This is a genomic window from Williamsia muralis, assembly GCF_051487485.1.
Lineage (GTDB): Bacteria > Actinomycetota > Actinomycetes > Mycobacteriales > Mycobacteriaceae > Williamsia > Williamsia muralis_B.
On record NZ_JAHVCV010000002.1, the window covers coordinates 51848 to 72006 of the forward strand.

The 20159-nt window shown below is 65.6% G+C and carries 14 protein-coding genes; 8 read left to right on the forward strand and 6 right to left on the reverse strand.

Annotation, left to right across the window (positions count from 1 at the left end; all coding sequences use genetic code 11):
* Positions 1 to 58: 58 nt before the first annotated feature.
* A complete protein-coding gene (locus KXR83_RS03595; RefSeq protein WP_437423634.1) occupies positions 59 to 1645 on the reverse strand; it encodes a DHA2 family efflux MFS transporter permease subunit in 1587 nt (528 codons plus the stop codon).
* Positions 1638 to 2273, reverse strand: coding sequence for a PadR family transcriptional regulator (locus KXR83_RS03600; RefSeq protein WP_437423635.1), 636 nt, complete (start codon positions 2271 to 2273; stop codon positions 1638 to 1640). The genes KXR83_RS03595 and KXR83_RS03600 overlap by 8 nt, the downstream gene beginning before the upstream one ends.
* 103 nt (positions 2274 to 2376) lie before the next feature.
* Between KXR83_RS03600 and KXR83_RS03605 the strand changes: the two genes are divergently transcribed.
* The 4 genes from KXR83_RS03605 (at position 2377) to KXR83_RS03620 (ending at position 12062) form a co-directional block, all read left to right on the forward strand.
* A complete protein-coding gene (locus KXR83_RS03605; protein WP_023957829.1) occupies positions 2377 to 3429 on the forward strand; it encodes a glutathione S-transferase family protein in 1053 nt (350 codons plus the stop codon).
* Positions 3430 to 3431: 2 nt separating this feature from the next.
* Positions 3432 to 4184 carry a hypothetical protein gene (locus KXR83_RS03610; RefSeq protein ID WP_062800204.1) on the forward strand — a complete coding sequence of 251 codons (753 nt, stop codon included), beginning with the start codon at positions 3432 to 3434 and terminating at the stop codon, positions 4182 to 4184.
* Positions 4184 to 8002 (forward strand): ABC transporter ATP-binding protein, encoded by a 3819-nt coding sequence (locus KXR83_RS03615; protein ID WP_437424426.1) that lies wholly within the window; start codon positions 4184 to 4186, stop codon positions 8000 to 8002. The genes KXR83_RS03610 and KXR83_RS03615 overlap by 1 nt, the downstream gene beginning before the upstream one ends.
* Before the next feature lie 136 nt (positions 8003 to 8138).
* Positions 8139 to 12062 (forward strand): multifunctional oxoglutarate decarboxylase/oxoglutarate dehydrogenase thiamine pyrophosphate-binding subunit/dihydrolipoyllysine-residue succinyltransferase subunit, encoded by a 3924-nt coding sequence (locus KXR83_RS03620; protein ID WP_437423636.1) that lies wholly within the window; start codon positions 8139 to 8141, stop codon positions 12060 to 12062.
* Between the two features lie 58 nt (positions 12063 to 12120).
* Here the strand turns inward: KXR83_RS03620 and KXR83_RS03625 are convergent, their stop codons facing one another.
* The gene (locus KXR83_RS03625) at positions 12121 to 12732 is read right to left on the reverse strand and encodes a TetR/AcrR family transcriptional regulator (protein WP_245969055.1); all 612 of its coding nucleotides are present in this window, start codon (positions 12730 to 12732) and stop codon (positions 12121 to 12123) included.
* Positions 12733 to 12824: 92 nt separating this feature from the next.
* Here KXR83_RS03625 and KXR83_RS03630 point away from each other — a divergent pair, with 92 nt between their 5' ends.
* Genes KXR83_RS03630 through KXR83_RS03640 form a run of 3 tightly spaced genes read left to right on the forward strand, consistent with a single transcriptional unit; the run spans position 12825 to position 16168 of the window.
* The gene (locus tag KXR83_RS03630; RefSeq protein ID WP_437423637.1) at positions 12825 to 14354 is read left to right on the forward strand and encodes a flavin-containing monooxygenase; all 1530 of its coding nucleotides are present in this window, start codon (positions 12825 to 12827) and stop codon (positions 14352 to 14354) included.
* Positions 14351 to 15214, forward strand: a complete 864-nt coding sequence (locus KXR83_RS03635) for an SDR family NAD(P)-dependent oxidoreductase (protein WP_437423638.1) — start codon at positions 14351 to 14353, stop codon at positions 15212 to 15214. The genes KXR83_RS03630 and KXR83_RS03635 overlap by 4 nt, the downstream gene beginning before the upstream one ends.
* A gap of 12 nt (positions 15215 to 15226) precedes the next feature.
* Positions 15227 to 16168, forward strand: a complete 942-nt coding sequence (locus KXR83_RS03640; protein ID WP_437423639.1) for an alpha/beta hydrolase — start codon at positions 15227 to 15229, stop codon at positions 16166 to 16168.
* On the opposite strand, the gene KXR83_RS03645 is transcribed toward KXR83_RS03640, so the two are convergent.
* Positions 16124 to 17002: a glycine betaine ABC transporter substrate-binding protein gene (locus tag KXR83_RS03645; RefSeq protein ID WP_437423640.1), complete on the reverse strand. Its 879-nt coding sequence runs from the start codon at positions 17000 to 17002 to the stop codon at positions 16124 to 16126. The genes KXR83_RS03640 and KXR83_RS03645 overlap by 45 nt on opposite strands.
* On the reverse strand, positions 16999 to 18180 hold the full coding sequence (locus KXR83_RS03650; RefSeq protein WP_062800196.1) for an NAD(P)-dependent malic enzyme: 1182 nt from the start codon (positions 18178 to 18180) through the stop codon (positions 16999 to 17001). The genes KXR83_RS03645 and KXR83_RS03650 overlap by 4 nt, the downstream gene beginning before the upstream one ends.
* Positions 18181 to 18433: 253 nt before the next feature.
* Between KXR83_RS03650 and KXR83_RS03655 the strand changes: the two genes are divergently transcribed.
* A complete protein-coding gene (locus KXR83_RS03655) occupies positions 18434 to 19501 on the forward strand; it encodes a magnesium and cobalt transport protein CorA (RefSeq protein WP_062800194.1) in 1068 nt (355 codons plus the stop codon).
* A gap of 20 nt (positions 19502 to 19521) precedes the next feature.
* Here the strand turns inward: KXR83_RS03655 and KXR83_RS03660 are convergent, their stop codons facing one another.
* Entirely contained in the window at positions 19522 to 20157 is a 636-nt protein-coding gene (locus tag KXR83_RS03660) for a suppressor of fused domain protein (RefSeq protein ID WP_437423641.1), read from the reverse strand.
* Between the last annotated feature and the right edge of the window lie 2 nt (positions 20158 to 20159).

Here is a 20159-nt window from a genome sequence, read left to right on the forward strand (position 1 = left end):
GGCGCACAGTACATCCCGAGACGAGCACCGACGTCAACCACGGTGGACACACGGCTGGTCAGTCCCCCGCGCCCGATGGCGCCACGGCGTTCGCAGTGCTGTTCGCCTGCGGCACCCCGGCTGCGCCCTCGGTCCCGACAGGGCCATCGCCTGGTTTCGCCCCGCCCGCGGGCACCACCGCTTCCATCATGTGCCGCGGCCTGGCAAAGGCTGCAGCAGCGACGACGCCGATCAGCAGGGCCGCAGCCGGGAGCAGGAGCGACTGCCCCATCGCTGCGGAGAAGCCGTCCCGAACTGACTCCGGTAGCCGTCCGGCCTGATCCGTCGACGATGACCCGAACCCGGGAACCTCTGCAGCGAGGCGGGTCTGCATCAGGGCACCCACCGCAGCGCTACCGAGCACCGAGCCGATGAGACGCGTGGTGTTGTACACGCCGGCGCCGGCGCCGGCACTGGTCATCGGAAGGTTCCGCGTCGCTGTGGCAGCCAACGGCGCCCAGATACCCGAACTCGCCGCGCCCATGAGCGCCACGGGCAGCAGAAGCTGCCAGATCGGGGTGGTCGGCGTGGCGATCATCGCGAGCCAGCCGATGGCCACCGCGTTGAGCAGCAGGGCCGTGGCGACGATGTATCGAGGGTGGACCCGGTCGACCTGCCGGCCGACAATCGGCGCGAGCACGCCGGTGAGAACTGCCATCGGCACGGTCACCACCGCCGACTCCGTCGGGGTGAGACCCGCGACCAGCTGCAAGTAGTACATCAGCGGGACCATCATCCCGGCCGTCGCAAAACCCATCGTCGTGATGCCGATACTCGCCAGTGAGAAGTTCCGGTCGCGGAACAGGCGCAGGGGCACAAGCGGTTCAGCCGATCGCCGCACCGTCAAGATCTTGTGCTGCCAGTAGACGAACAACACCATCACCACCAGGCCGAAGCCGATGAGGCCCCAGATCCAGGCCGCCCAGTCGTATTTCTCGCCGTCCTGGATACCGAAGACCAGACAGGTCAGACCGATGCCGCTGAGCGCCATGCCGACGAGGTCGAAGTGGCGTTTACTCGTGGACACCTGCGGCACCAGCTTCCATGCCAGCGCCAGACCGACGATGCCGACGGGGACGTTGACGAAGAAGATCCACTCCCAGCCCAGACCGTCGACGAGCCCGCCACCCGCGAGCGGGCCGATCAGCGTCGCGACACCCGCGACGGTGCCCCAGACACCCATCGCCGCGCCACGCTTGTTCTCGGGGAAGATCCGCGTGATCAGTGCCATCGTCTGCGGCGTGATCAGCGCCGCACCCACCCCCTGCAGACCGCGCGCGAGGATGAGCATCTCGATCGAACCCGCGAACCCGCACCACACGCTCGCCACCGTGAACACCACGAGGCCTACGAGATACACGTTCTTCGGTCCGTACCGGTCACCCAGACGTCCGGCGATGAGCATGGGCACCGCGTAGGTGAGCAGATAAGCGCTCGAGACCCAGATGACCCCGTTCACATCGGTGTCCAGCGCCCGCTGGATGGCGGGCTGGGCAACCGAGACGATGGTCATGTCCACGAGGATCATGAAGAACCCGATGCACAGCGCGCCCAGCGCGAGCCAAGGTCTGGTGGTGATGGCCGGGGTGGGGCTGGGGCTACTCACTGTCTTCCTCTGTTCTGTTCGATGGGGTCGTGCTCGCCAACCACTCCTCGATCCACAGGAGGTCGCCGTTCTCCAGCCGATCACGCAGGCTCTCGGTCCAGGCGATCTCAGCCTGCATCACCGCCTGCCGGCAACCGGCATCCAGCAAAAACATCTCGGGGATGCCGCCTTCCGAGGCCTCTGCCACCGACCGGTTGACCGATTCGAGTTCGCAGCGCATCGCACCGAGCCGCTCGGTGAGAAGCCCGACGACCTCGTGCCGGCCCAGCGAGTGCGCCTCGGCAAGGGCCAGGTAGAAGCTCGGGTACTCGACCGCGGGGGTGCGGAGCATTGCCGTGAGGGAGCGACGCAGAGCGCTGGTGCCCGTCTCGGTGATGGCGTAGACGGTGCGTTCGGGCCGATTGCCGGAACGCTGAATACTGTTGACCTGCAACAGATCCTGGGCGTGCAGCCGGTCGACTGTGTGGTAGAGCGATCCGGGCCGGGTCTTGGCGAATCGGTCCTCATTGCGTTCGAGCAACGTCTGGACCATTTCATACGGATGCATCGGCCGTTCCGCCGCGAGACCGAGGACAAGAACAGCCAACGGGGTCAGTTCGACATCGGCAGCAGCACTGCGTTGCGTCATCGTCCTCCCCCGCCCGGCCTTCGGTCCGCCCGAATAGTCCACGTGGAATATACCGCGCCGAAGTCCGTCTGCCCAGCCCTGATCAACGGCTACCCTGGAAACGATGAGCACCGAGTCGACACACTCAGCGCACGACACCCCGGGCACCTACGTGACCACCGGTGAGGAGTTCGTGCGGGACACCCGATACATCGACAACCGCATCACGCGTGACGGCGTCGGACCCGCGGGCGAGACATTCAAGGTCGAGCCGGGCCGGTACCGGCTGATCGTCGCCCGCGCATGCCCCTGGGCGAACCGGGCGATCATCGTCCGCCGGCTGCTGGGTCTGGAGTCGGTGCTGTCGATGGGCCTGTGTGGTCCGACCCATGACTCGGACAGCTGGACCTTCGACCTCGACCCCGACGGTCTCGACCCTGTCCTGAAGATCCCGCGCCTGAAAGACGCCTACCTGACGCGGTACCCGGACTACCCGCGGGGAATCACCGTCCCGGCCATCGTCGACATCCCCACCGGCGCCGTGGTCACCAACGAGTTCCGCCAGATGACCCTCGACTTCTCCACCGAGTGGGTCGACCACCACCGCGATGGGGCTCCTGACCTCTACCCCGAACATCTGCGCGGCGAGATCGACGAGGTCATCGACGTCGTCTTCAAGGACGTCAACAACGGCGTGTACCGGTGCGGGTTCGCCGGCAGTCAGGACGCCTACGAAACCGCCTACGATCGGCTGTTCACCCGTCTCGACCAGCTTTCCGACCGGCTACGCGAGCAGCGCTATCTGGTGGGCGACACCATCACCGAAGCGGACGTGCGCCTGTTCACCACCCTGGTCAGATTCGACCCTGTCTACCACGGACACTTCAAGTGCAACCGGTCCAAACTGAGTGAGATGCCCGTGCTCTGGGCGTACGCACGCGACCTGTTCCAGACCCCCGGATTCGGGGACACCGTCGACTTCACCCAGATCAAACAGCACTACTACATCGTTCACGAGGACATCAATCCCACGAAGATCGTGCCCAAGGGACCGGATCTGTCCGGCTGGCGCACCGCCCATCACCGTGAAGAACTCGGCGGTCGACCGTTCGGCGACGGCACCCCGCCACCGCCGCCCATCGACGGCGAAGTGGTTCCCGCCGGACAAGGAGCCTGACCATGGCCAAGAAGCAGCTGTCCTCTATCGGTGATGGACAGATCGTGGGAGCCGGACGCAAACCCGAGGGCATCCTGGACGCCCTGGTCGGTCAGGCGCAGCACCTACAGGCACCCGCCGTCGCCAAGTACGTCAACCATCTGCGCCAGGAACACCCCTACGAGTCACCGGCACAGATCATCGCCCGGCTCGAACAGCGGTTCCTGATGGCTGTCACCGGGTCTGGCGGAGCGGTCGGCGCCGCGGCCGCGTTCCCGGGTGTGGGCACCGTGATGTCCCTGGCATCCCTGGGCGCCGAGACCGCGTTCTTCATCGAGGCGTCGGCACTTCTGTCGCTGGCCATCGCCGATGTGCACGGCATCCCGATCGACGACCGCGAGCGCCGCAAAGCCCTCGTGTTGACCGTGGCACTCGGCGAGTCGGGGTTGGCGGTGGTGCGTGACTCCCTCGGCGCGAAGTCCGGCGGAACGATGGGCCGTGCGCTCGGCGGCGTCATACCGGCACCGGTCATGCGAACGCTCAATCAGCGGTTGGTCAAGCGCTACCTGCGCAAGTACACCCTCCAGAAGTTGCCGCTGGCGGCCGGCAAACTCCTGCCCGCCGGCCTCGGGGCGATCATCGGAGGCGTGGGCAACCGCACCCTCGGCAAGATCATCATCAACAACTCGCGCAAGGTCTTCGGCCCTGCTCCCAGGGAATGGCCGTCGAATCGTCCCCACATCATCGCGCCCTACGACGGGCCGTCATCTAGTTGATCGCTCCGCCAGAAGACGTTCGACCCGGGTGGATCCGGCGGCTGACCCGGGAGTGTCTGCGTCACCGCAGACTGGTTGTCATCGTCCTCGGTGTCACCGGCCTCGCGCTGCTGATCGACCTCGCGATCCCACTGCTGACCAAGGCCGCGATCGATGAAGCCACCGGGACCGCCGAGCACGGGTACTCGATCACAGCTATCGCCGGGGTCATGGTGGCGCTGGCCTTTGTCCGATTCGGATGCCAATACGGTCGCCGGCTGACTGCTGGACGACTATCGCTCAACGTGCAGAATTCGCTGCGGTTGTCGATCCTGAACAGCGTGCTCCGCCTCGACGGTGCGGCTCAGGACCAGATCCGCACCGGCCAGGTGGTGTCGCGCAGCATCACCGATCTGCAGTTGGTGCAGGGCCTCCTCGCGATGGTGCCCCTCTCGCTCGGCGCGATGGTGCAGGTGGTTCTCGCCATCGGGGTGATGTTCTACCTGTCCCCGTTGCTCACAGTGGTTGCCCTGCTGGTCATCCCGGCCGTGTCGGCCATCGCGTTCAACAGTCGCAAACGCCTGTTCGCCGCCACCTGGTCCGCGCAACAATCGGCCGCCGACCTCGCCCAGCACGTGGAGGAGACGGTGACCGGCGTCCGCGTCGTCAAGGGCTTCGGTCAGGAGGATCGGGCGGTCGACGAGCTTGTGGGGCTTGGTCGTCGGCTGTACTCCATGCGCCTGCGGTCGGCGAAGATCAACGCACGCTTCGCGCCGTCGCTCGCTGCCGTGCCGCAGCTGGGGATGGTCGCGATCATCGCCCTGGGCGGGTACCTGACGATGCAGGGCTCGATCACCGTCGGCACCTTTCTCGCGTTCGCCACCTACGTCACCACGATGACCGGGCTCGCCCGGCTCCTCACCTCGCTGCTGGTGTCGGCGCAACTCGCGCGGGCTGCCGTCGAGCGCGTGTACCAGGTGATCGACGAACCACCCGATCCCGCGCTGTCTGCACGCGGCACCCTTCCCGGTGATGCCCTGGGACTGGCGCTGAACAATGTCACCTTCACCTACCCGGGAGCCCGAACACCCGTGCTGAACGGGGTCGACCTCCACATCGCTCCCGGTGAGGTCGTCGCCGTCGTCGGTCCGCCCGGCTCGGGCAAATCGACCCTCGCCCTACTCGCCGACCGCTTCTATCGGCCCCAGGCCGGCACGATCGAATTGTCCAACAGCCACGGCACTTTCGACATCTCCACGGTGGAGACACAGGAACTCCGGTCGACGGTCGGCGTGGTGTTCGACGAGGCCTTCCTCTACTCGGACACCGTCGCCGCCAACATCGCCCCGAACGCCCACGTCGGGAAGTTCGACAGCACCACCGACGAGAAGCCACCGCTGCCGCCGGGCATCATCTCGGCGGCCGAACGTGCCGGCGCACACGGTTTCGTGACCGCACTCGAACACGGATACCGGACCATCGTCGGGGAACGAGGACTGACCCTGTCGGGCGGACAACGCCAGCGCATCGCACTGGCCCGCGCACTCTATGCAGACCCCCGCGTACTGATCCTCGACGACGCGACCTCTGCGGTCGATGCGCGCACCGAGGCCGACATCTTCACCCACCTGCGCACCTCCACGCGGACGATGCTGATCCTGGCCCACCGCCGGTCCACCCTGACCCTTGCCGACCGTGTCGCCGTTCTAGACGGGGGCCGCATCATCGACGTCGGTACCGAGGCCGAACTCAACGCTCGCTGTCCCCTCTTCCGCTCACTGATGAGCACGGATGTCCGCGATGACGACCTCGACGAGGACATCGCCGCCGATCAGCCGGTGGCGGTCGATGCGCTCTGGCCGAACGAAGCACCCGAACCCGAGCCGCGGCTGCGCAAGGTCGCGGCACCGGCGACGATGGGTCCTCGCGGCGGCGGTGGGATGGCCGGCGCGCTCGGCGCGATGGCTCCGACCCCGAAACTCCTCGAAGCGGTGCAGGCGCTCCCCCCGGCCGACGAGTCACCGGACGTCGACGACAACAACATCCGCACCGATCGGCCCGACTTCTCGCTTCGTCAGTTGCTGCGCCCGGTTCGCTGGCTGCTGGCCTTGGTCGTGCTGTGCATATCCATCGACACCCTGGTGGGTCTGGCCTTCCCCACGATCGCCCGCTACGGCATCGACGGCGCCACGTCCGACCGGTCGAGCCATCTGTGGTTCGCGGCCGGCGTAGGTCTGGCCGCCGTTGCGATCGGATTCGTCGCTACCGCCGTGATGACCGTGATCACCTCCCGCGCCGGCGAACGCGTCCTCTATGCACTGCGCGTGCGGAGTTACGCGCACCTGCAGCGACTCGGCCTGGACTACTACGAGCGCGAACTGTCCGGGCGAATCATGACGCGCATGACCACCGACGTCGATGCGCTGTCGACGTTCCTGCAGACGGGTCTGTCGACCGCGATCGTCAGCACCCTCGCGGTGGTCGGTGTGGCTGTTGCCCTCATCATCACCGATGCCTCACTCGGACTGCTGATGCTGGTGGTGTTCCCGCCGATCATCGTGGCGACGATCGTGTTCCGCCGGATCTCGTCGCGCGCCTACACCCGCTCGAGGGAATTGGTCAGCGAGGTCAACGCCGACTTCCAGGAGAACGTCGGCGGCGTGCGCACCACTCAGGCCTATTCGCACGACGGCTTTGCCATGGCGCAGTTCTCGGCAAGGGCTGCGGCGTACGTTCGAGCCCGCATGGTGTCCCAGCAGGCGATCTCCATCTTCTTCCCGTTCATCACCTTGATGTCCGACCTCGCGACCGCGGGGGTGATCGCCTTCGGCGCCCACCAGGTTGCCGGAGGCAGCACCAGTGCAGGCACCCTCGTCGCCTTCGTCCTGTATCTGGGCATGCTGTTCGGTCCGGTCCAGCAGCTGTCGCAGGTCTTCGACGGGTACCAGCAAGCTCTGGTCGGCCTCCGGCGGATCTCCGATCTGCTCGCCACCCGCAGTAGCGTGCGCTGTCCCGACGGTGTGCCCGAACTCGCCGTGGCAACACCGGAGAACGGATTCACCGGGCACGCCGAACTGAGAGAGGTCGGGTTCCGCTATCCCGGGTCGACAACCGATGCCCTCGCCGGCGTGGACCTCGATCTACCCCCCGGCACCTCACTGGCCCTGGTGGGTGAGACCGGCGCGGGCAAGTCGACCATCGTCAAGCTCCTCGCCCGGTTCTACGACCCGACAAGCGGATCGGTGCGGATGGACGGCACCGACATCCGGGGCTTCCGGTTGTCGTACTACCGCTCGCGACTCGGTGTGGTCCCTCAGGAACCCCACCTGTTCACCGGCACCGTCGCCGACAACATCGCCTATGGCAGACCGGGCGCCGACCACGAGCAGATCGTCGCGGCGGCTCGCGCGGTGGGAGCGTTGTCGATGATCTCGGCGCTGCCGGGCGCGATGAACCATCCGATCGGTGAGCGGGGGCAAGGACTGTCCTCCGGTCAGCGACAGCTGATCGCGCTCGCCCGTGCCGAATTGGTGGACCCCGATCTACTGCTGCTCGACGAGGCGACCGCCACGCTCGATCAGGCCACCGAACGACGGGTGATGGCGGCCGGCCGGCACCTCACGGGATCACGGAGCTCGGTGATCGTCGCGCATCGACTGGCGACCGCGGCGCGAGCCGACCGCATCGCCGTGGTCGCCGGCGGGCAGATCGTGGAGCTCGGAACACATGACGAGCTCTTGGCGTTGGACGGAAGGTATCGCGCCCTGTGGACGGCGGGTATCACACCAGACGAGGCAAGCGAACCGACAGCCGGACACGGCGGCAACCGACCGGCATAGCTTCGGCGGCACTCGGGGACTAACCTTTAGACCTGGATACTTCGAACGGAGTTCCGGGCGGCGTGATAGCGGCGGAGACGGCCCTGGCGCGGGACTCGACATGGATACGTAAAGGGAATTGAGGCGAGATACTGCCGTGAGCAGCAGTTCGATTTCAGACTTCGGACAGAACGAGTGGCTGGTTGAGGAAATGTACCAGCGCTTCAAAGAAGACCCGAGCTCGGTGGACCCGAGTTGGCATGACTTCCTGAAGAGTTATGGCGCAGAGGGTAATGGGTCCGAGGAGGCGAAATCCCCGCCGAAGGCGGCTGCTGAGTCACAGCCGAAGGCGGCTGCTGAGTCACAGTCGAAGGCGGCTGCTGGATCACAGTCCAAGTCGGCGCCGAAGGCCGGTGCCTCATCGAATGGCTCTGCTGCCCCCAAGTCCTCCGCCAACGGATCCGCGGCCAAGCCCGCTGTCGACCCGACTCCCGCGAGCAAGGCCGCTGCCGGCCAGTCCGAGCACAGCAGGGACGCCTCGTCCTCGACCACCACCTCGGCCGAGTCGACCACCGACAAGTCCGCGGAGTCGGTGAGCAAAGACGCCGCACCGGCGGCCAAGAAGTCCGCGCCTGCTCCCCGCAAGGACGCCCCCACCAAGAAGGACGCCCCGGCGAAGAAGTCTGCGCCGGCAGCGGGCGATGCACCGACCGAGGCCAGCAACAAGGTTCTGCGTGGTGCGGCTGCCGCGGTTGCCAAGAACATGGCGGCCTCGCTGCAGATTCCGACGGCCACCAGCGTTCGCGCGGTGCCCGCCAAACTGATGATCGACAACCGGGTGGTCATCAACAATCACCTCGCCCGCACCCGCGGCGGCAAGGTGTCGTTCACTCACATCCTCGGGTACGCGATCGTCCAGGCGATCAAGTCGTTCCCGAACTTGAACCGCCACTTCGAAGAGGTCGACGGCAAGCCGAACGTGGTGACCCCGGCGCACACCAACCTCGGCCTGGCGATCGATCTGCCGGGCAAGGACGGTTCGCGCACGCTTGTGGTCGCGGCGATCAAGCGTTGCGAGACCATGAACTTCGCGCAGTTCCACGCGGCTTACGAAGACATCGTGCGTCGGGCTCGCGAGGGCAAGCTGACCGCAGAAGACTTTGCGGGCGTGACGATTTCGCTCACCAACCCCGGAACCATCGGTACGGTCCACTCGGTGCCGCGGTTGATGAAGGGCCAGGGCGCGATCGTGGGCGCGGGCGCGATGGAGTACCCGGCCGAGTTCCAGGGCGCCTCCGACGAGCAGATCTCAGCGCTCGGCGTCGGAAAACTGATGACGCTGACGTCCACCTATGACCACCGCATCATCCAGGGCGCGGAGTCGGGCGACTTCCTGCGCACGATCCATCAGTTGCTGCTGTCGGACGAGTTCTTCGACCAGATCTTCACCACGCTCCACATCCCGTACGAGCCGATCCGCTGGCGTCGTGACATCCCCGAGGGCGCCGTCGACAAGAACGCCCGCGTGCTGGAACTGATTGCGGCATACCGTAATCGGGGCCATCTGATGGCCGACATCGACCCTCTGATGATCGATTCGGACGCACGGTCGGCTCACCCCGACCTCAATGTGCTGACCTACGATCTGACGCTCTGGGACCTCGATCGCAGCTTCAACGTCGGTGGTTTCCACGGCGAGAACAAGATGAAGTTGCGCGACGTCCTGTCGATCCTGCGCGACTCCTACTGCCGGCACGTCGGTGTGGAGTACACACACATCCTCGAGCCCGAGCAGCAGCAGTGGCTGCAGGAACGGGTGGAGATCAAGCACGTCAAGCCGCCCGTCGCGGAGCAGAAGTACATCCTCTCCAAGCTCAACGCCGCCGAGGCATTCGAGACGTTCCTGCAGACCAAGTACGTCGGCCAGAAACGCTTCTCGCTCGAGGGTGCCGAAGCTGTCATCCCGATGATGGACGGCGTGATCGATCAGAGCGCCGAATACGGCCTCGACGAAGTGGTTGTGGGCATGCCCCACCGCGGCCGGCTCAATGTGCTCGCGAACATCGTCGGCAAGCCGTACTCGAAGATCTTCACCGAGTTCGAGGGCAACCTGAACCCGTCGCAGGCGCACGGCTCGGGCGACGTCAAGTACCACCTCGGCGCCGAGGGCAAGTACTACCAGATGTTCGGCGACAACGAGATCAACGTCTCCCTCACCGCCAACCCGTCTCACCTCGAGGCCGTCGACCCGGTCCTCGAAGGCCTGGTGCGGGCCAAGCAGGACCTGCACGACAAGGGCGACGGCGCGTTCACCGTGCTGCCGCTGATGTTGCACGGTGACGCCGCGTTCGCAGGCCAGGGTGTGGTCGCCGAGACGCTAAACCTCGCGATGCTGCGGGGTTACCGCACCGGCGGCACCATCCACATCGTGGTGAACAACCAGGTCGGTTTCACCACCGCCCCGGAGGCATCGCGGTCGTCGGAATACTGCACCGATGTCGCGAAGATGATCGGTGCGCCGATCTTCCACGTGAACGGCGACGATCCCGAGGCATGTGTGTGGGTGGCCAAGCTGGCCGTCGACTACCGGCAGGCGTTCAACAAGGACGTTGTCATCGACCTGGTCTGCTACCGCCGTCGCGGCCACAACGAGGGTGACGATCCCTCGATGACCCAGCCGGCGATGTACGACGTGATCGACACCAAGCGGTCGGTGCGTAAGAGCTACACCGAAGCGCTCATCGGCCGCGGTGACATCTCCACCAAGGAAGCCGAAGACGCCCTGCGCGACTACCAGGGTCAGCTCGAACGGGTCTTCAACGAAGTCCGTGAGTTGGAGAAGTACCAGGCTGCACCGAGCCCGTCGGTCGAGGCCGATCAGCAGGCACCGGTGAAGCTGGACACTGCCATCAGCAAAGAGACGATGGAACGGATCGGCGACGCGTTCATCAACGTGCCCGAGGGTTTCACCGTGCACCAGCGTGTCCAGCCCGTGCTCAAGAAGCGCTACGAGATGTCGCGTAACGGCGATGTCGACTGGGCGTTCGGTGAGCTACTCGCATTCGGTTCACTGGTCGAAGAGGGCCGCACCGTGCGACTGTCCGGTCAGGACTCCCGCCGAGGCACCTTCACCCAGCGTCACTCGGTCCTGATCGACCGGGAGACGGGCGAGGAGTACACACCGCTGCGTACGGTCGCCGAGACCAACCCGGACAAGCCGGGCCGGTTCCTCGCCTACGACTCCGCACTCAGCGAATATGCGGTGGTCGGTTTCGAGTACGGATACTCGGTGGGCCATCCCGATGCCCTCGTGCTCTGGGAAGCCCAGTTCGGTGACTTCGTGAACGGCGCTCAATCGATCATCGACGAGTTCATCTCGTCGGGTGAGGCCAAGTGGGGCCAGACCTCCGACGTGGTGCTGCTGCTGCCGCACGGTCACGAAGGTCAGGGTCCCGACCACACGTCCGGACGTATCGAGCGGTTCCTGCAGTTGTGCGCAGAGGGCTCGATGACCGTGGCGCTGCCGTCGACTCCTGCGAGCTACTTCCACCTGCTGCGTCGCCATGTGCTCGATGGCATCAGCCGACCGCTCGTCGTCTTCACCCCGAAGTCCATGCTGCGGAACAAGGCTGCGGTGTCGCCGGTGTCTGAGTTCACCGAGGGTCGTTTCCAGTCGGTCATCGACGATCCGGCCTTCACCTCCGATGCCGAACGCGAGAAGGTCCGGCGGGTGCTGCTGGTGTCGGGCAAGTTGTACTACGAACTGGCCGCCCGCAAGGCGAAGGACAAGCGTGACGATGTCGCGATCGTCCGTATCGAGCAGCTCTACCCGGTGCCGCACAAGCGCCTGCGCTCTGCGCTGAGCCGGTACACGAGCATGGAAGAGATCTTCTGGGTCCAGGAAGAGCCGGCCAACCAGGGTCCGTGGCCCTTCTTCGGTCTGGCACTCCCGGAGATGCTGCCCGAGTTCTTCAACGGTCTGCGCCGGGTCTCGCGGCGGGCGATGTCGGCCCCGTCGTCGGGTTCGTCGAAGGTGCACGCCGTCGAGCAGCAGGAGATCATCGACACCGCCTTCGGCTGACCGATCTTGGTGGGTTTTGGTGAACGTTTCCGCAGGTCGCGTTCACCGAAACCCACCACTATCGGGGGTCGGGGGTGGCTGCTGCCAGTGTCGCGATGAGCGGCAGCGCGCGCGTGATCAGTTCGACGAGGGCGTCGCGGTCCACGCCCGCGGAGTCCTGCAGCCAGCGCACGGTCACCTGCTCAGTGAAGGTGACCCAACCGTGTACGGCCAGTTCGATCAGCGGTGTGCGCGTCAGATCCAGCAACTCGGCGAGCGACAACACCCGTTCGGCCATCACGGTCCGGGTGTGCTCGGCGACCTCACGCATAGCCGGATCCGAGGCGCCGCTCCCCTGCAAGATCGCGAGATACGCAGAACGGTTCGCCGACACGTAGTCGATGTACTGGGCCAGCGATGCCCGGGCGATCTCGATCGGATCGCCGAGACTCAGATCGGGTTCGGTTCGCGCGAGCATCCGCCTGCTCTGCTCCGTGGTCAGTGCGACCAGGAAGTCCTGCTTTGACTCGAAATAGTGGAAGAGCAGGGCCCGCGACACGCCGGCCGCCTCGGCGACCTCTTCGACGGACACCTGGTCGAGCGCACGGTTGTCGAGCATCCGCAGGCCGTGGCTGATCAGCTGATCACGCCGTGCCTGCGGGCTCATCCGGGTTCGCCGAGCGGTCGTCACGCGTCCGATAGTACTGACTCTCCGTCAATAGTCCGGGTCCCGCTCGCCGTTCCGCTATTGACAGCTCGTCAATAGGCGGTATGTTCGTACCCATGAACGTTGTAAAGATCGCCATCATCGGCGCAGGCTTTTCCGGATTGGGTGCTGCCGTCAAGCTGCAGCAGAACGGTTTCGACGACTTCGTCATCCTCGACCGCGGCAGCAATTTCGGTGGTACCTGGCGCGACAACACCTATCCCGGTGCGGCATGCGACGTCCCCTCGCACCTGTACTCCTACTCATTTGCGCTCAACCCCTCGTGGAGCCGCTCCTTCTCGCAGCAGCCCGAGATCCACAAGTACATCAACGGCGTCGCCGACAAGTACGACCTGGGGTCGCGGACCCAGTGGAACACCGAGGTCATCAACACCGCGTGGGACGAGAAGGCCGGCCACTGGGTGATCGACACCGACAAGGGTCAGTGGCAGGCCGAGTTCCTCATCGGCGGGATCGGCCCCCTGTGCGAGCCCAAGCTCCCCGACGTCACCGGCATCGAGAGCTTCACCGGCGAGATCTTCCACTCGGCGCGGTGGAACCACGACTACGACCTGACCGGTAAGCGCGTGGCAGTGATCGGGACCGGCGCCTCGGCCATCCAGATCGTCCCCGAATTGGCCAAGAAGGTCGGGCGACTCGACGTCTACCAGCGCACTGCCCCCTGGGTCCTGCCGCGTGCCGACCGGCCCTACTCCGCCAAGGAGAACTGGGCGTTCAAGAACATCCCCGGATTCCAGCGTGCGGTGCGCGCGAGCATCTACGCCTCGCATGAGCTGGTCTCGTTCGGCCTCACCCACCAGCCCAACGTTCTGGCGCCTGCCAAGATCATCGGCAAGCAGAACATCGCTCGCGGTATCTCCGACCCGGCACTCCGGGCGAAGGTCACCCCGAACTGGAAGGTCGGCTGCAAGCGGATCCTGTTGTCGAACACCTACTACCCGGCGCTGAACCAGTCCAACGTCGAGTTGGTCACCGACCCGATCAAGGAAGTCACCACCGGCGGCATCATCACTGCCGACGGCGTGAGCCGCGAGGTCGACGCCATCGTCATCGCGACCGGCTTCCACGTGACCGACTCCCCCACGTTCGAGCACATCATCGGCAAGGACGGGCGCAGCCTCGCCCAGGTCTGGGAGGCCGAGGGGATGAATGCCTACAAGGGTTCGACCGTCAACGGCTTCCCCAACATGTTCCTGATGGTGGGACCGTCCACCGGGCTGGGCCACACCTCGATGGTCTACATGATCGAGTCCCAGCTCAACTATCTCGTGGACTACTTCAAGCTGTCCCGCCAGTACGGCATCTCCCGGGTGGAGGTGCGGGCCGACGCACAGCACGATTACAACGTCACCATCCAGAAGAATCTCAAGACAAGTGTCTGGGAAACCGGTGGCTGCGCGAGCTGGTACAAGGACAAGTTCGGCAACATCACGACGCTGTGGCCCGGATTCACGTTCAACTACCGGCGGTTGACCCGTAAGTTCGACCTGGCTGCGTACGACACCTCGACCGCGGCCGCGATCGCTCCCGCGGCCGGCGACGGCGACGGCACGACCAACACACTGAAAGAAGCGGTGACGTCATGAAGGACTTCAAGGGCAAAGTGGCCGTGGTGACCGGCGCGGGTTCGGGCATGGGCCGCGACCTGGCTCTCCAGCTCGCAGCCAAGGGCGCCAAAGTCGCCATCTCGGACGTCAATCCCGCCGGTCTCGACGAGACCGAGCGCATGCTCAAAGAGCAAGGGGCCGAAGTACATTCGCAGCTGCTCAATGTCGCCGAACGCGAAGCCGTCCTCACCTACGCGGACGATGTCGCCCAGCATTTCGGCAAGGTCAACCTCATCATCAACAACGCAGGCATCGCGCATCACGGTGAAGTCGAACTTACCGAGTTCAAGCAGTACGAGCGCGTGATGGACGTGGACTACTGGGGTGTGGTGAACGGGACAAAAGCGTTCCTGCCGTACCTGATCGCATCGGGCGACGGACATGTCGTGAACACCTCGTCGTTGTTCGGCATCCTGGCCATGCCGGGTCAGAGTGCCTACAACGCAGCAAAGTTCGCGGTTCGCGGCTTCACCGAATCGCTGTATCAAGAGATGCGGATCGCCGGACATCCGGTGAACGTCACCTGCGTCCATCCCGGTGGCATCAAGACCGCGATCGCCCGCAACGCCACCGTGTCCGAAGGGCACGACCAGAAGAACACCGCCGAGTTGTTCGACAAGAAGCTGGCCCGCACCACGTCGGCACGGGCCGCGGAGATCATCATCAAGGCGATCGAGCGCAACCGCCCACGGGTTCTCGTCGGCGCCGACGCCAAGGTGCTCGATCTGCTGGTTCGCGCCGGTGGGTCCATGTACGAGATCGTCAACAGCAAGTTGGCGGTCAGGTTGCTGCCGAAGGCGGACCCCTCGCCCGTGACCTCCACGTCTCCGCTCCTCTGACCCCTGGTGATCATGGAACTGAAACCCTTCCTGTCGGTCCCGGCCGGCGAGCTCATCTTCCGGCCGCTGTTCGCACTCACCCTCAATTCGCGGTGGTCGCCGCAGACCCAGCGCAAGCTGCTGGAGATGAGTACGTTGCTGCTGCCGAGGGTGCCTCACTCGGTGATCCGGTCGGTGACCCTGGGTGATCGGTCCGCCGAGCGGGTCAGCGTCGGGGCCACCGAACACGGTCGTGCAGTGCTGTATCTGCACGGCGGTGCCTACATCGTCGGGTCCCCGACCACCCACCGGGCGCTGACCACCACGCTCGCGCGGGCCGCCGCAGCCGAGGTCTATGCCCTCGACTACCGGCTTGCGCCCGAACATCCGATGCCCGCCGCGGTTGATGACTCGGTTGCCGCCTACCTCGCCCTGCTCGAACGCGGATACAGTCCCGAATCCGTGGCGATCGCAGGCGATTCGGCAGGGGGCGGGCTCAGCGTGGCCACGGCGCGAGTGTTGATCGACGAGCACGGGGTCACCCCCGCAGCGCTCGGTCTGATCTCACCATGGGTGAACCCTGCCGGGGTGGCAGAGGATCCCGGCACCGACATCGTGGTGAACCTCGAGTGGTCGCGTCAGGGCGCAGCCGCCTACCTCGGAGACGGCGATCCCACCGATCCCCGGTACGCGCCGGCCGTCGGACCTCTGGACGGGCTGCCGCCCACCCTGGTCCAGATCGGTCAGCGTGAACTGTTGCTCGATCAGGTCACCGAGTTCGTCGCGTCCCTGCGTGAGGCAGGGGTCGACGTCACCGCATCCGATCTCGGTCCGCTGTGGCACGTGGCGCACACAGCGGCACCGCTGGTGACCGAGGCTGCTGCCGCAGTCGACGACCTGGGTCGATTCCTCAGTGATCGGCTGCAGTACTCACAGGCTGTGCTCGCCGAGCCAGCGGGTCGCAACGCCGGATAGCTCCGCACCACCGTCGACCTCGGCCGCCATGGTGGTCAGGTCGGCGGTGGTCAGCTCGCCCGCAACCTTGTTCATCGCGCGGAACAACGTGCGGCTGAGGGCAGCGGTGCGGAAGATCGGCACCAAATCCTGCGCCCGCATCGCGTCGTTGCCGTCGTCGAGACCCTGGAGTCCGGCGTCGTCGGCCACCACGCCCAAGGCCGAGAACAACCCTGCGGCGCGGCCTGCCGCCACCTCCGCGACGGCCGCCTGCGCGTCCATCACCCGAGCGGGACCGAAGGCGCATCCCGCCCCGGCCAGCTCGCTGACCGTCTGCGGCGCCGGTTCAACCACGGTGACCAGTGGCAGCCCTGCCGGGAGTGCGGCGCACTCTGCGAGTTCGTCGACGTCGGCCGTGGCCGCGAGGTCACTGGACACGAACACCAGCGGCTTGTTCTGCACGGTGGTGGCATCGCCTGCCGAGACACCCTGCGGTAGTGCCTGATTGAGCTGGTTGTAGACGTCCTCCGACGTGCGCCCGGATGCCCCCGGATCGAGCTGTGCCAGCAAATCCCCGGACCACGCCGGGAACAGATCGACTGTGCGGTTGTCCATCTGGTCGAGCAGGCCACCGTAGTCGGCCACCGGATGTTCGTCCGAGACCGCCGCCCCTGCCCCACGGAGAGCTCCCGCATAGATGGCTGTGGCAACTCGACTCGGCGTATCGGCCGTCGACCCCATCACCAGTTCCTGCGGCGCGGGTCCCGGGTCCGAACAACCGGCGACCATCAGCGCGCAGGCCACCACCAGGACCGGCAGACCTCGTCGAATGTGTTGCAGTAGAGCGGAATTCACTCTTGCTTGGCCACCCTGGCAACAGCGTCGGCGACCGCGGGTGCCACTCGGGGGTCCAGCGGGCTCGGCACGATCATCTCTGCGGACAGGTCATCGCCGAGGACTTCGACGATCGCGTCGGCCGCGGCCAACTTCATCTCTTCGGTGATGCGTCGTGCGCCCGCGTCGAGCGCTCCACGGAACACTCCCGGGAAGGCCAGCACATTGTTGATCTGGTTCGGGAAGTCACTGCGACCCGTGGCGACCACTGCCGCGTACTTGCGTGCGACATCGGGATGGACCTCGGGATCAGGGTTGGACAAGGCGAAGATGATCGCGTCGGAGTTCATCGTCGCGAGGGCCTCCTCGGGCACCTTGCCTGCGCTCACCCCCAGGAACACATCGGCATCCACAAGGGCGTCCGACAACGATCCGGTCCTGCCGTCGGGGTTGGTGCGCCCGGCCATGTCGACCTTGACGTCGTGCAGGTTGTCGCGGCCACTGTGCACGATGCCCTTGCTGTCGATCACCGTGACGTCGGCGATGCCGTCGGCGAGCAGGATGTTCGCGCAGGCCACGCCGGCAGCGCCGCACCCCGAGATGACGATCTTGAGGGCACTGCGGTCCTTCTTCAGCAGCTTGGTCGCCGCCTTCAGCGCGGCGAGCACCACGATGGCGGTGCCGTGCTGATCGTCGTGCATGACCGGACAGTCAAGAGCTTCGATCACCCGCTTCTCGATCTCGAAACACCGCGGTGCCGAGATGTCCTCGAGGTTCACCGCACCGAAGGAGTGCCGCAGGCGGATCAGCGTCTCGACGATCTCGTCGGGGTCCTTGGTGCTGAGCACCAGGGGGATCGAGTCGAGCCCGGCGAAGTTCTTGAACAGCGCCGACTTGCCCTCCATGACGGGCAGTGAGGCGCTCGGACCGATGTCACCGAGCCCCAGCACGGCACTGCCGTCGCTGACCACCGCGACGAGACGATTGGTCCAGGTGTAGCGCCGGGCCAGTTCGGGGTCGGCGGCGATGGCCCGGGACACCTCGGCGACGCCGGGTGTGTAGGCGATCGACAGAGCACGCTTGGTGTCGAGCGGCGAGGTGATACTCACAGACAATTTGCCACCCTCATGGCCGGCGAAGATCTCGTCGCGGGTGATTGTCGATGCGTCGGCGTCGGGGGCGGGCAGTTCACTGCCCATCAGGTCAGTCACGCCGATCACGCTACTTCAACCCAAAAGCTCTCACGGCCATACCTGGTAGTCGTGAGGTTGTCTCGAGTGGTCGTGACGTGTTCGCAGCCCGCACTCCACCGATTCGACATCAACCAGCACCGATGATCCAGGCGCAATCCCGCTGCCGGGGCCGGGCGCAGCCGCCGGAATCGGCGGGCGCCACGGTTCCGGGCGTAGCATCCCCCGTGGACTTTCGCCACGCACAGACAAGGGAGGTGCCATGCCGCCACGGCCGCATCTGCGTACCAGCACACCAGGCAAACCCTCCTCCAGGGTGCCCATCCCGCCGTCACGTGCAGTCGTCGACTGTGCGGTGTACGTCGACGGCAAACGGCTCCCGGGGCTGCGAACGTTCAGTCACGCCCTCGACGAGGTGCGCTCCACCGGCCGGGGCTATGTGTGGGTGGGTCTGCACTCCCCCGACAGCCGGCAGATGGAAGGGGTGGCCAACACGTTCGGCCTGCACGAACTGATGGTCGAAGACGCTGTGCAAGCCCATCAGCGACCGAAACTCGAGCAATACGACAACACGTTGTTCCTGGTACTGAAAACCGTCAAGTACGTTGCCCACGAATCTCTACAGGTGGCGAACGAGGTCGTCGAGACCGGCGAGATCATGGTGATGGCAGGCAACGAGTTCGTGATCACGGTGCGCCACGGTGACCACACAGGGCTCTCGGGGGTTCGCAAGCAACTCGAGGAACTCCCCGAGCGCCTGGCTCTGGGGCCCACCGCGGTGATGCATGCCGTGGCCGACCATGTGGTCGACACCTATGTCGACGTCACCACCGCGGTCGAGTTCGACGTCGATGCGCTCGAAGAGAACGTCTTCTCGCCCGGCCGCCGGATCGAGATCGAACCCGTCTACCTCCTCAAGCGTGAGGTCATGGAGCTGAGACGGGCCGTCGACCCACTCGACGCGGCGCTGCGCCGGCTCACCTCGTCCGAGGACAAGCTGATCCCGAAAGAGGTACGGCGCTATTTCCGCGACGTCCAGGACCACCACACCAGCGTCAACGAGCGGATCGCGAGTTATGACGAGGTCCTGACATCGCTGATCGACGCCGCATTGGCCAAGGTCGGTATCCAGCAGAACACCGACATGCGCAAGATCTCGGCATGGGTGGCGATCGCGTCGGTGCCCACGATGATCGCGGGTATCTACGGGATGAACTTCGACAACATCCCGGAACTGCACTGGAAGTACGGCTACTTCGTGGTGCTGACGTTGCTGGCCACGATCTGCGTGGGACTCTGGCGGACGTTCCGGCGTAATCACTGGCTGTGACGATGCGCCGCGGTCGGCGGTCAACCGATGGTTGCGCCTGCCCTGACCGGGTCGTTCACGTCGATCCCCGCTTCGGTCCACGCTGCGCGGAGTGCGTCCACACCTTTGAGCCGGACCCACGCCGCCTCGTTTGCCGTGACAGGGATTGCCCGGAAGAAGTGCACGTCCTCGAGGTCACCGGGGATCTCGCAGGGCGCCATCTCGTCGTCCTCGAGGACGACGGCCGTGAACGTCGCCCCTTCCCACAGGGGTTCCCCGAGGTCGATCAGCGCGTCGGCGGTCAGGACCAACCCTTCCACCGCCGGCGCCGCAGCCAGCATCGCGACCGTGCGGTGCAGCCCGCGCAGCTGTGTGGATCGCGCTGAGGCATCGGACAGATGCATGCGGACCAATACCTCCGCCCGGGGTCCCGCGGTCGGGTCGACGATCAGCTGGTCCGGTTCCCCCATCGGATGCCGGCTGCAGCCGAGCGACACGTACGCCACGCTGCTGGGCACGATCGAAAAACGAAGGACGTCAATCGATTCGAGCCCGAGGAAGGTGACCGACGCCCGCTGGGGTTCGACGTCGTCGAACATCTCACGCAGGTGCGCCGCCACCCGATCGATCACCGACGACTCCGACTCGCTCACACGCCCCAGGGTAATGCCCCTCATCT